General features: G+C 72.4%; 7 protein-coding genes. 6 read left to right on the forward strand and 1 reads right to left on the reverse strand.

What is annotated here, in order from left to right; translation table 11 throughout:
• Window positions 1-89: 89 nt before the first annotated feature.
• The 3 genes from ACFV9T_RS13440 (at window position 90) to ACFV9T_RS13450 (ending at window position 5779) form a co-directional block, all read left to right on the forward strand.
• On the forward strand, window positions 90-2270 hold the full coding sequence (locus ACFV9T_RS13440) for an ATP-binding protein (protein WP_385439481.1): 2181 nt from the start codon (window positions 90-92) through the stop codon (window positions 2268-2270).
• A gap of 162 nt (window positions 2271-2432) precedes the next feature.
• Window positions 2433-4169, forward strand: coding sequence for a PucR family transcriptional regulator (locus tag ACFV9T_RS13445; protein ID WP_385439484.1), 1737 nt, complete (start codon window positions 2433-2435; stop codon window positions 4167-4169).
• 149 nt (window positions 4170-4318) lie between these two features.
• Window positions 4319-5779: an aldehyde dehydrogenase family protein gene (locus ACFV9T_RS13450; RefSeq protein ID WP_385439486.1), complete on the forward strand. Its 1461-nt coding sequence runs from the start codon at window positions 4319-4321 to the stop codon at window positions 5777-5779.
• Window positions 5780-5814: 35 nt separating this feature from the next.
• On the opposite strand, the gene ACFV9T_RS13455 is transcribed toward ACFV9T_RS13450, so the two are convergent.
• Window positions 5815-8718 (reverse strand): glycoside hydrolase family 3 C-terminal domain-containing protein, encoded by a 2904-nt coding sequence (locus tag ACFV9T_RS13455; RefSeq protein WP_385439488.1) that lies wholly within the window; start codon window positions 8716-8718, stop codon window positions 5815-5817.
• 256 nt (window positions 8719-8974) lie between these two features.
• Here ACFV9T_RS13455 and ACFV9T_RS13460 point away from each other — a divergent pair, with 256 nt between their 5' ends.
• The 3 genes from ACFV9T_RS13460 to ACFV9T_RS13470 are packed head-to-tail and all read left to right on the forward strand — an operon-like array spanning window position 8975 to window position 12563.
• On the forward strand, window positions 8975-10657 hold the full coding sequence (locus ACFV9T_RS13460) for an extracellular solute-binding protein (RefSeq protein ID WP_385439490.1): 1683 nt from the start codon (window positions 8975-8977) through the stop codon (window positions 10655-10657).
• On the forward strand, window positions 10657-11610 hold the full coding sequence (locus ACFV9T_RS13465; protein WP_385439493.1) for an ABC transporter permease: 954 nt from the start codon (window positions 10657-10659) through the stop codon (window positions 11608-11610). The genes ACFV9T_RS13460 and ACFV9T_RS13465 overlap by 1 nt, the downstream gene beginning before the upstream one ends.
• Window positions 11607-12563, forward strand: coding sequence for a carbohydrate ABC transporter permease (locus tag ACFV9T_RS13470; RefSeq protein ID WP_385439494.1), 957 nt, complete (start codon window positions 11607-11609; stop codon window positions 12561-12563). The genes ACFV9T_RS13465 and ACFV9T_RS13470 overlap by 4 nt, the downstream gene beginning before the upstream one ends.
• Window positions 12564-12604 lie beyond the last annotated feature (41 nt).

The following is a 12604-nucleotide window of genomic DNA, read 5'->3' on the forward strand; positions in this document are numbered from 1 at the left end:
GAACTCCCCGGGCGGGAACACTAGATTGAGCGGTGGCGCGGTGGCGCGAAACGCAGAGGCACAGCCGGTCAGGGGGCAAGGGGTAGCAGATGGACACCGAGGGTACGTACGACTCCCGCAACACCCGACCCACCCCACCCCCCCATCCCCCCACCCCGCCCCGGGTGCCCCCTGCGGCCCCGGCGGTGCCACCGCTGATGCCGCCGGGCGCGCCGGTGCCGCCGGGCGCGCCTGCGGCATCCGGCGCCCGGCCGTCGTTCGCCGCATGGCTGCGGACTCCGCGGGCCGAGGGGGCGGGGCCGGGGGTGTGGGCGTATGGGCACAGGCCCAAGCCGCCGGAGGATCCGGAAAGGATCCCTGGGCGACGGCTGATCAGCGGTGCCTTGATCGCTGGAATCTGCGGCTGGCTGGCTTGGCGGCTGCTCATCCACAACTATCTCGGCGGCTGGTACATGTGGTTTTTCTACGTGTTCACTCCAGATTCCTGGGTCGGGATGAGTGATGGGCGAGTCGTGGATCTTGAGGGATTCGCTCAGGCCACACGTGTCTACGAATATGTTCTCGGGGTGTTGATCTTCGCGGTCTTCGGCCGTGTCGGCCATTGGGGCGAGGTCTGGCGCCGCTTTGTATCGCCTGTTTGGCAGCGCGTCAGAGGCGACCGTGCGTCTCGGGCGGCCCCTGCACGGCCCGAGGCCGATCCCGTCGAGTGGCCGCATCTGCGGGCCGCCGGGGCGCATGGGGCGGCCGACCGGCTGGCGGCCGAGGCGCGGGCCGGGGCGATGAACGACGTCGACCACGCCCGCATCGAGCACGCCTGGCAGTCGGTCCGGACCGGACGGAACTCCCTCGCATCGTTCACCGACACCGTGCTGCGCCACGGCGCCGCCTCGCACGGCCATCCGTCCGGGGCCCGGGACCTGCCCGCGCGCACGGCCGAGCACGATCTCCTCGCCCACCAGGTCCGCCTCGGTACCGCCGTCGACGATCTGCGCAATCCGTACCAGCACCGTGGCGCCGGGCTCGCCCTCGACCCCGAGGTGCTCGGGACCTCGCTGCTCGCCGTCGGGCCGCCCGGGTCGGGGAAGACCGGGCGGCTGGTGCGGCCCGTCGTGGAGTCGCTGTGTCTGCAGGCGCTCGCCGGGCGGGTCGCGGTGGTGGCCGTGGGGGCGGCGGGGGCGGGCCTGGGGCCCGACGAGGCGTTCGACGTCGTCGTGAAGATCGGCCGCCCCGATTCCGTCTACGACTTCGACCTCTACGGCGGCACCACGGACCCCGACGAGGCCGCGGGCATCCTCGCCGAGGCGCTGATCGGCGACATGGCCGCCTCGCTGCCCGGGGGCGACAGCCGCCGGGCCGCCACGGCGCTGGCCCAGCTGCTCGGCCCCTATCGCGCCGCGCACGGCCGCTTCCCGTCCGTGCCGGAGCTGCGGGAGCTGCTGGACGGCGCGAAGACGGCGGTCGGCGCGCTGCGCGAGGCGCTCGACGCGGCGGGGGAGCGGGCGCAGGCGCGCGAGCTGGAGGCGCGGGTACGGCAGTCCGGGGCGCCCGGGGACGCGGGCGCGCTGCTGGCGGACCGGATCGCGCTGCTGGACCGGCCCGCGTTCGCCAACTTCTTCGACACCACCGGTGACCGCCGTCCGTTCTCCCTCCGCGCGCTCGAACACCCGCTGCGGGTCCGTATCGATCTGCCGGAGCGCGGGCACGCCGAGGCGTCCCGCATGCTGGCCCGTCTCGTGCTCGCGCAGTTCTCCGAGTGCGCGGCGGGCCGCGCCGACCGGTCGCTCTTCGCGTGCCTGGTCCTCGACGACGCGTCGCACACCATCACCCCCGAGGCGCTGCGCGGTATCCAGCGCCTCCGCGCCGCCCACGCGGGCGCGGTGCTGACCCTCCGTACCCTCGACGACGTCCCCGAGACGCTGCGCAGCGCGCTGCTGGGAGCGGTCGGCTGCCGGATGGCCTGCGCCGGGGTGACGACGTGGGACGGGGCCCGGTTCGCGGAGGTGTGGGGGACGGAATGGGTCGAGACCCGGGACGTCACGGACCGGCAGATCATCTCGGACGAGCCGTTCACCAAGGTCCTGCACTTCATCCGCAAGGTGGTGACGGGGAAGGCGGTCACGACCCAGTCCGTGACGGTGCGGAAGGTGGAGCGCGAGCGCTGGTCCGCCTCGGAACTGGCGCACTCGGTCCCCGCCGGACACGCGGTGCTGTCGGTGACATCGGTACGAGGCGAGGGCGGCCCCCCGGTACTGCTGGACCTGCGCGGCTGAGCGAGAGCCCCGGCCGATCCGGCCGGGGCTCTGTCCGGTGTGCCGGGCGCGGGGCCGCTCGGCGTGGATACCACGGATTCGTCCATTGAGGCAGAATCGGCAGTAGCCGTTCATACGGGGCGGTGAAGTCGCATTCGTCGTCGCATCCGCATCGAAGGTGCCATGCCTCCCACGCTCGCCTCACTCGTCCACCACACCGCGCTCAAGCTGTCCGTCCTCGCGGGAGAGGACCGGCTGGAGACGCCGGTGCGCTGGGCCCATGTCAGCGAGCTGGCCGACCCCGTGCCCTATATGGAGGGCGGTGAGCTGCTGCTCATCACCGCGATGAAGCTGGACGCCGACGACCCGGACGCGATGGCCCGCTACGTCCGGCGGCTGGTCGGCGCGGGGGTGGTGGGGCTGGGGTTCGCGGTCGGGGTCGCCTATGACGAGGTGCCGTCGGCGCTCGTGGCCGCGGCCAAGGAGGAGGGGCTGCCGCTGCTCGTGGTGCCGCGGCGGACGCCCTTCATCGCCATCAGCAAGGCCGTCTCGGCGGCGATAGCCGCCGACCAGTACCGCGCGGTGACCGCCGGGTTCGAGGCGCAGCGGGAGCTGACCCGGGCCGCGATCGGCGCCGAGGGGCCCGCCGCGCTGGTCGCCCGGCTCGCCGCGCACGTCGACGGCTGGGCGGCGCTCTACGACGCCTCCGGCTCCGTGGTCGCCGCCGCCCCCGACTGGGCGGCCCGCCGCGCCGCCCGCCATACGGCCGACGCCGAGCGGCTGCGCGCCCGGCCTGCCCCGGCGAGCGTCGTGGTCGGCGGGGGCGGCGCGGAGGCGGGCGGCGAGGCGACGGACCGGGTGGAGCTGCAGTCGCTGGGTACGGGGCGCCGTACCCGTGGCGTCCTCGCGGTCGGTACGGGCGCGCCGCTGGGCACCGCCGAGCGCTACGCCGTCCACTCGGCCGTGGCGTTGCTGACCCTCACCACCGAGCGGTCCCGGGCCCTGCGGGAGGCCGAACAGCGGCTGGGCACCGCCGTCCTGCGGATGCTGCTCGCGGGGGAGCCGGACCATGCGCGGGCAGTGGCCGGTCGGCTGTACGGGGGGCTGCTGGACGCCCCGTTCCGGATGCTCGTCGCGGAGGCGGTGCCGGGCGGCGGTACGCAGGCCTCGCACCAGCAGCACGGCGCGTACGCGGCGGACGAGACAGCGGCGGAGGCGGCCGCCGAGGCCGATACGAGCGCCGGCGCGGGCGATCCGGACCGCGCCGACCCCCTCGGGGTGCTCGTGGACGCGATGGAGGCCGCCGCGGCCCGCACCGGCGAGGCGGTGCTCGTCGTGCCCGACGGCGAGCGGCTGATCGTGCTGGCCCCGGACGGCGGCGCCGCGGTCGCCGTCTGTGCGGAGCATGCCGAGGCGATCGAGAGCCGCCGCGGCGCGGCGACCCGACCCCGCGAGCGCGCCGCCGCGGCCCCGGGCGGCGACCTCGTCGTCGGCCTGTCCGCCCCGGCGGGCCCCATCGCGGCCGCGGCCGCCTACCGGCAGGCGGAACAGGCCCTGTCGGTGGCCCGGCGGCGCGGCCGGGTGCTGGTCGAGCACGAGCACGTGGCGGCGGGTTCGCTGCTGCCGCTGCTCGCCGACGACGCCGTACGGGCCTTCGCGGACGGCATGCTGCGCGCCCTGCACGACCATGACGCGACGGGCCGCGGTGACCTGGTCGCCTCCCTGCGCGCCTGGCTGTCCCGGCATGGGCAGTGGGACGCGGCCGCCGCCGACCTGGGCGTCCACCGGCACACCCTGCGCTACCGGATGCGCCGCGTGGAGGAGATCCTGGGCCGCTCCCTCGACGACCCGGACGTCCGCATGGAACTCTGGCTGGCCCTGAAGGCCACGGCCCCGGCGACCCCCACGCTGAAGTCCTGAGGTCCGACAGACCACACGCCATTGCGGTGCGCCCCGGGCACCGACTGCGCCGCCCCGGACAAACGCGCCGCGCGGCCCGCGCGCCTACGGTGGGAGCAGAGAGACATCCGCACCATCACCCCACCACTTCAGAAGGGTCGGGATCCGCTGTGCCAGACACAAACGAAGCTGTCACCCATGCGTTCTGGCTCGCCGGCCGCGAGGCGACGGGCGAGAGCACGCTCGAGGTCACGTCGCCGTGGGACGGCCGGCGCGTCGGCGCGGTGAGCGTCCCCACCGAGGCGCAGATCGAGGAGGCCGTGGCGGCCGCCGAGGCGGTGCGCGGGAAGTTCGCCGCGACGCCCGCGCACGTACGGGCCGCCGCCCTCGACCACGTGTCGCGACGGCTCGCCGAGCGCACCGAGGAGATCGCCCGGCTCATCTCGGGCGAGAACGGCAAGCCCATGAAGTGGGCGCGCGGCGAGGTCGGCCGCGCCGTCTCCGTCTTCCGGATCGCGGCGGAGGAGGCCCGCCGGTTCAACGGAGGGGAGGCCCAGCGGCTGGACACCGACGCCGGTGGCGAGGGGCGGCTCGCGCTGACCCGCCGCTTCCCGCGCGGCACCGTGCTCGGCATCGCGCCGTTCAACTTCCCGCTGAACCTGTGCGCGCACAAGGTCGCCCCGGCGCTCGCCGTCGGTACGCCGATCATCCTCAAGCCCGCGCCCGCGACCCCGCTGTCCGCGCTGATCCTCGGCGAACTGCTCGCCGAAACGGAGCTTCCGGCGGGCTCCTGGAGCGTGCTGCCGGTACCGAACGACCAGATGCCCGCACTGGTCCAGGACGAGCGGCTGCCGGTCATCTCCTTCACCGGTTCGGACAAGGTCGGCTACGCGATCCAGGCGTCCGTGCCGCACAAGCACTGCACGCTGGAGCTGGGCGGCAACGGCGCGGCGGTGGTCCTGTCCGACTACGCCACCGACCCCGACCTCGACTGGGCGGCCACCCGCATCGGCACGTTCTCCAACTACCAGGGCGGCCAGTCCTGCATCTCCGTGCAGCGGGTCATCGCGGACGCGTCCGTGTACGAGCGGCTGCTGCCTAAGATCGTCGCGGCCGTCGAGGCGCAGGTCACCGGCGACCCGTCCGATGACGCGACCGATGTCGGCCCGCTGGTCGACGAGGCCGCCGCCAAGCGCGTCGAGTCCTGGGTGGACGAGGCGGTCCAGGCCGGTGCGAAGCTGCTGACGGGCGGCAAGCGCGAGGGCGCGAACTACGCCCCGACGGTGCTCGCGGACGTCCCGGCGGACGTCACGGTCTCCTGCGAGGAGGTCTTCGGCCCGGTGCTCACCGTTCAGTCGGCGGAGGGCGAGGAGGCGGCGTACGCGGCCGTCAACGACTCCAAGTACGGCCTGCAGACGGGCGTGTTCACCCGCGATGTGCGGACCGCGTTCCGCGCGCACCGCGCGCTGGAGGTCGGCGGCGTGATCGTCGGCGATGTGCCGTCCTACCGGGCCGACCAGATGCCCTACGGGGGCGCGAAGAAGTCCGGCGTGGGTCGCGAGGGCGTGCGGTTCGCGATGGAGGACTACACGTACGAGCGGGTCATGGTCCTCACCGGGATCGACCTGTAACCAACACAGCGGCCCGCCTCGGCTGCTCCGGACCCTCAGCCGGAGAAGCCGAGGCGCGCCAGTCTGACGGCCCCGCGCAGGGTGACGTGGAGGTCGTGCACACCGGTCGGCGGCGCGGACAGGACGGCGCGCACGGTGGTGTACGCGTAGCGGCCGCCGGTGGGCGGGACGGCGACGGTGGCCAGGGGCGTGCCGTCGGCGAGGTGGAGTTCGACCACGGCCCCGGCCACCGCCTGGACGGCCGCCTCGACCGTGACCGCCGCCGCGCCCGCGCCGAAGTCGCAGGCGCGGAAGAGGAGCCGTCCGACCGCCTCGTCGCCGCAGGCCACCGCGTCACCGCTCACCTTCGTGCGGTCGACGAGCACGGTGCCGTCCGCCGCGTCGTAGTCCGCCGCCTCCAGCCCGCGCCGCAGCACCGGGCGCGGGGCGGGCGGCGGGCCCTCCAGGGTGAGGGCGGCGATGCGGCGGATGTCCGCGCTGGAGGCGCCCGCGTGGATCTCGTACGTGCCCGGGTCGACGGTCCAGCGGCCGTGCGCCACGTCCCAGAACCCCAGCGCCTCGTCCACCGGCACGGTGAAGAACAGCCGCACCATCTCGCCCCGGCGCAGCGCCACCCGGCGGTGGGCGATCAGCCGCCGGTGCGGGCGCTGGGCGCGCGCCCCCGGGGCGCTCGCGTAGATCTGCACCACTTCGTCGCCGTCGCACGGACCGGAGTTGGTGACCGTGCACTCGACGGCCACCGCCCCCTCTCCCGACTGCCGCACCGACAGGCCGTCGTAGCCGAACCGGGTGTACGACAGGCCGTGCCCGAAGGGGAAGAGCGGGGCGCCGTCGAAGTAGAGGTAGGTGGCGCGGGAGCCGATGATGTCGTAGTCCAGCAGGTCCGGCAGGTCGTCCTCGGACGCGTACCAGGTCTGCGGCAGCCGCCCGGCCGGTGAGACGTCGCCGCACAGCACCCGGGCCAGCCCGGTGCCCGCCGCCTGGCCGCCGTGGGCGGTCCACAGCAGGGCGGGCAGCGCGTCGGCCGCGTCCCCGACGGCGTACGGATAGCTGCTGGTCAGCACCAGCGCGGTGCGCGGGTTGGCGGCGTGGGCCGCGCGCCACAGCCGGTCCTGCGCGGCGGGCAGGGCGAGGGTGGTGCGGTCCTCGGTCTCCCGGCCGTTGATGTGCGGATCGTTGCCCAGGACGACGATGACCGCGTCGGCCCCGGCGGCGGCCCGAGCGACGGCGTCCTCGCCGCGTTCGACGACCTCCGGGTGGAAGATCTCGGCCCGGGACCGGTCGGCAACCTTCAGGCCCTCGGCGGCGACACAGACATATCCGCCCGTCCCGCCGTGTCTGAGGAGATGCCCGTCCCCGTGCCGCTCCAGCGCGAACGTCTCCTGGACCACCCAGCCTCCGGGCTGCTCGGCGGCGGCCCGCACGAAGCCGTCGTCGGCGACCGTCAGATAGCGGCCGGAGGGGGCGCGCAGCGTGAGCACGCCCCCGCCCCAGTTAGCGAGGGCCAGGTCGGTGGGGGTGTCGCCGATGGTCAGCGGCGGCAGATCGGTGCGTCCCGCCGTATGCGCCGGATTGAGCGCCGCCTCCCGCGCCGCCTCCCGCGCCGCCTCCTCCGCTACGGCACCGGACGGCACCCGCACCCAGCCCCCCGAGGTGCGCAGCCGGACGGTGTCCGTCCCCTCCGCGAACACCACCCGGTCCGCGCCGAGCCGCGCCGCCAGCGCCTCGCGCGGCGAGCTGCGGCGCAGCAGGCTGCCGCTGTACCAGTCGAGCTTGCACTCGTCGGCGAGCGGGCCGACCACGGCCACGGTTCCGGTGGCGGACGGCGACAGCGGCAGCAGCCCGTCGTTCTTGAGCAGGACGACGGCCTGTTCGGCGGCCTCCAGGGCGAGCGCCCGGTGCGCGGGTGTGTCGAAACCGGCGCTCCGTGGATCGGCGTACGGATCGTCCTCCCCGCCGAAACCGTCGAACTCGCCCAGCGCGCACCGCATCGTCAGCAGCCGCCGCACCGCCGTGTCGACGGCGGACGCGTCGATGAGCCCGCGCTCCAGCGCGCCCCGCACCCGGGCGATGGTCTTCGAGGCGTCCTGGTCGTGGTCGGTGAAGCTGTCCACACCGGCCAGCAGGGCGGCCGCCACGCCCTCCTCGTGGGTGTCGAAGTAGTGCTCGGACCCGGCCAGGTTGGAGGGCGCGCCCGCGTCCGAGCAGACCACCAACTGCTGGTCGGTCCAGGTGCGCAAGTGCTCCCGCAGATACGGGGAGAGGTGGTTGGGCCGCCCGTTGACCAGGTTGTACGCGGGCATCACCCCGGCCACCGCGCCCGCCCGCACCGCGCCGCGGAAGGCCGCGAGGTCGTACTCGTGCAGGACGCGCGGGCGCACGGAGGACGACGAGGTGTCGCGGTCGGTCTCGTTGTTGTGCGCCAGCCAGTGCTTGAGGACGGGCGCGGTGCGCCAGCGGTCCGGGTGGTCGCCGCGCAGCCCGCGGGTGTAGGCGGCGGCCAGGGTGGAGGTGAGGTACGGATCCTCGGCGTACCCCTCCTCGTTGCGGCCCCAGCGCGGATCGCGCAGCAGGTTGACCGTGGGCGCCCAGACGTTGAGCCCGACCCGGGGGTCGCGGGCGCGCATGGCCCGTACCTCGGTGCCGACCGCCTCGCCGACCCGCCGCACCAGGTCCGGGCTCCAGGTGGCGCCGAGCCCGACCGCCTGCGGGAACACCGTCGCCGGGCCCATCCAGGCGACGCCGTGCAGCGCCTCCTGCCCGGTGCGGAACGCGGCGAGGCCGAGCCGCTCCACCTCGGGCGCGTACTGGTGGAGCATCGCGATCCGCTCGTCGGGCGTGAGCCGGGCGAGCAGGTCGTCCACGCGGGCGCCGACCGGCAGCCGCGGATCGCGGAAGGGCGGACGGGTCGCCGGTTCACCGGGCTCGCAACCGCTCACAGGTCCCCTCGCGGAGGTCGGAGGTGTGATTCGAAGCGCTTCGATGCTGGGGGCCCAGGTCCCGCCCTGTCAAGGCTCGGCGTATCAACGGCCCTTTCCCGCCACCCGGTTACGGAAAGACGGGAATCAACGGAACGCCAACGACCTCTTCCCGCCCGGCCCTTGCGCGACCTGACCCCCCGACTTAATCTCAGCGCAATATCGAAGCGCTTCGACCATCGGTCGTACGGCGGGCTCGCCACGAAGGGTTGACGCAATGCCGAACTCCCAGGCTTCGGCCTCTACTTCCGCTCCCAGCCGGAGAACCTTCCTGGCCTCCACGGCGATCGCCGCGGCGGCCGTGACGGGAGGCGTTCCGCTGTTGTCCGCGTGCTCCACGGAGGGGAGCGGCAACAAGAACGGGACCACCTCCGGCAAGGATCTGAAGAAGCTGCTGCCGACCTATGTGGCCTCCAAGGTGGCGGACCCCGATATTCCGAGCGTCAACGGCTCCAGCCCCGGCTACACCAAGGCGCCGTCCGCCGCCGCCCTGGTCGCCTCCGTGAAGGGCAAGCCCGGTCACGGCGGCGGCTACACCATGTTCGAGCCGCTGTGGGGCACCCCGCCGCCCAAGGACAACGCCTACTACAAGGCGGTCAACGACGCGCTCGGCGCGAAGATCAGGCTTCAGCCGCAGGACGGCAACACCTACGGCGAAAAGCTGAGCGCGGTCCTCGCCTCCGGTGACATCGCCGATATCGTGATGATTCCGCTGTGGGAGATGGGCGGAAAGATCCATGGCGCGGTCAGCGCCAAATTCGCCGACCTCGGCCCGTATCTCTCCGGCGACAAGGTGAAGAAATACCCTAACCTGGCCGCCATTCCCACGGCCGCCTGGCAGATGTCCGTCTTCGGCGGCAAGCTCCGCGGCCTGCCGATGCCGTCCCGCCCGCTCGGCAGTGTCGTCCCGTTCTACCGCGAGGACCTCTTCAAGAAGAATGGCTACGAGGTCCCGAAGAGCCCGGACGCGTTCCTCGCCCTCGCCAAGGAGATCACCCGCCCCAAGAGCAAGGTGTGGGCGTGCGACGACATGTGGTGGGCGGCGCAGCGATTCTTCGGCTGCCCCGGCGAAAAGCCGTACTACTGGGTGGAGAAGGACGGAAAGCTCGTCCACAAGGTGGAGACCGACAACTACCTGGAAGCCCTGGAATGGTGCCGAAAGCTCTTCGCCCAGGGCTATGTCCACCCCGACGCCATCGCGGGCAAGGCCAATGACGCGCTGACCCGCTTCACCTCCGGCCAGACCCTCATCTACAACGACGGTGACGCCAAATGGTACGGCGCCACCTTCGAACAGGCCGAGAGCAACCCGGACTTCAAGATTCAGGGAATGGACTATTTCGGCCCCGACGGCGGCGACCCGGTCCTCTATCTCGACCCGCCCGCCGCGATCTGGTCCTTCCTCAACAAGAACCTCTCCAAGGAGCAGCTCGAGGAAATCCTCGCCCTCGCCAACTTCATCGCCGCGCCCTTCGGCACCAAGGAGCAGCGGCTCATCGACTACGGCGTCGAGGGCGTGCACCACACCATGAAGGACGGCGTTCCGGTCAAGAACGCCACCGGTGTGCGGGATGTCCAGGACACCTACCGCTTCGTCGTATCCCCGCAGGCCAGCGTCGCCTATCCGGACTTCCCGCAGATGGTCGAGGACTACTGCGGCTGGATGGGGCGCATGGGGAAGTTCGCGAAGAAGCCGCTCTTCTACGGCATGCAGATCCAGGAGCCCAACCGGTACGCCTCCCTCTACACCCCCTTCGAGGACCTGGCCAAGGACGTCACCCGCGGCCGCAAGTCGATCAAGGACGCCCAGCGGGCCATCGGCGACTGGCGCAGCGGCGGCGGCGACCGGCTCCGCGACTGGTACGCCAAGCTGCTCGACGAGAACGGCAGCGGCGCCTGATGGCGATCAATCTTCGCGACCGGAACCGCCACCGGACCGGCGGCGCCCGGTGGTGGCACCGGCTGCGCCGCGACCGCGCCCTGCTGCTGATGACGGCCCCCGCCGTCGGTCTGCTCCTGCTCTTCACCTACGTACCGCTGCTGTGGACCACGGTCGCGTTCAAGGACTACGACCCGTTCACCCAGGGGCTGTGGACCAGCCCCTGGGTCGGGTTCGACAACTTCACCCTGCTCTTCGAGGACAGCCGCTTCTGGGACGCCTTCGCCAACACCCTCAGCATCACCTTCATCCAGCTGGTGCTGTTCTTCCCGGTGCCGGTCGCGCTCGCGCTGCTGCTCAACAGCGTGCTCAGCGACCGGCTCCGGGGCCTGGTGCAGTCGATCCTCTACCTGCCGCACTTCTTCTCCTGGGTGCTGGTCGTCACGATCTTCCAGCAGATGCTCGGCGGCGCAGGGCTCCTCGCCCAGCGGCTGCGCTCCCATGGGTACGAGGGCTTCGACCTGATGACCGACCCCGGCGTCTTCAAGTACCTGGTCACCGCCCAGCTGGTGTGGAAGGACGCGGGCTGGGGCGTGATCGTCTTCCTCGCCGCGCTGTCCGCCGTCAACCAGGACCTGTACGAGGCGGCCGCCGTGGACGGCGCGGGCCGCTGGCGCCGGATGTGGCACGTCACCCTGCCCGCGCTGCGCCCGGTGATCGCCCTGCTGCTGGTGCTGCGCGTCGGCGACGCGCTGACCGTCGGCTTCGAGCAGATCCTGCTGCAGCGCGACGCGGTGGGGCCGGGCGCCTCGGAGGTCTTCGACACCTACGTGTGGTGGGTCGGCATCGCCAACACCGACTACGGGATCGCCGCCGCGGGCGGCCTGATCAAGGGCGTCTTCAGCCTCGTCCTGGTGCTGATGGCCAACAAAGTCGCCCATATGCTCGGCGAGCAGGGGGTTTACCGGAAATGACCGTGACCGAACGGCCCGCCGCCCCCGCCGCGACCCCCTCCACCCAGCCGCTGCGCCGCCGTGGCCGGGAGAAGCGCCCGGTGTGGGAGGAGGAGCCCAGCAAGGTCGGCCAGGGGCTCAAGGGCATCACCCTCACCGGGGTGTGCCTGGCGATCCTCGGCCCGCTGTGGGTGGTGGTCGTCACCAGCCTCTCCGACCAGAAGACCATCACCGACGCGGGCGGTCTGGTCATCGTCCCCAAGACGATCACCTTCCGCGCCTACACCGAGCTGCTGAGCGGCGGCACCGTGACCCGCGCGACGCTCGTCAGCCTCGCGCTCACCGCCGTGGGCACCGCGATCAGCACCGTCGTCTCCGTGCTGTGCGCCTACGGACTCTCCCGCTCCGGATCGTTCCTCCACCGCCCGATCCTGATGCTGCTGCTCGTCACCATGTTCTTCAACGCCGGTCTGATCCCCACCTATCTGCTGGTCACCGGGGTCGGCCTGGACGGCAGCTACTGGTCGATGATCCTGCCGAGCGCCATCTCGGTCTTCAACGTGCTGGTGCTGCGCGCGTTCTTCCAGGACACCGCGCCCGAGCTGGTCGACAGCGCCCGCATCGACGGCGCGGGGGAGTGGCGGATCCTGTTCCAGATCGTGATGCCGCTGTCCAGGGCCGTGATCGCGGTGGTCTCGCTGTTCTACGCGGTCGGCTACTGGAGCCAGTGGTTCAACGCGATGCTCTACCTCAACGACCAGCAGATGTGGCCGCTCCAGATGATCCTGCGCCAGCTCGTCATCAAGCAGCAGGCGCCACAGGGCATGGCCCAGATGATCTCCACCCAGCAGGTCCCGGGCCTGGCCGTGCAGATGGCCGTGATGGTGCTCGCGCTGATCCCGGTCGCCGTCCTCTACCCGTTCGTCCAGAAGCACTTCACCAAGGGCATGCTCATCGGCGCCGTCAAGGGCTGACCAAGCCGTGTGCCCCGTTCCACCAGACCGTCACGACCCGG

The organism is Streptomyces sp. NPDC059850, from assembly GCF_042731515.1.
Classification (GTDB): Bacteria; Actinomycetota; Actinomycetes; order Streptomycetales; family Streptomycetaceae; genus Streptomyces.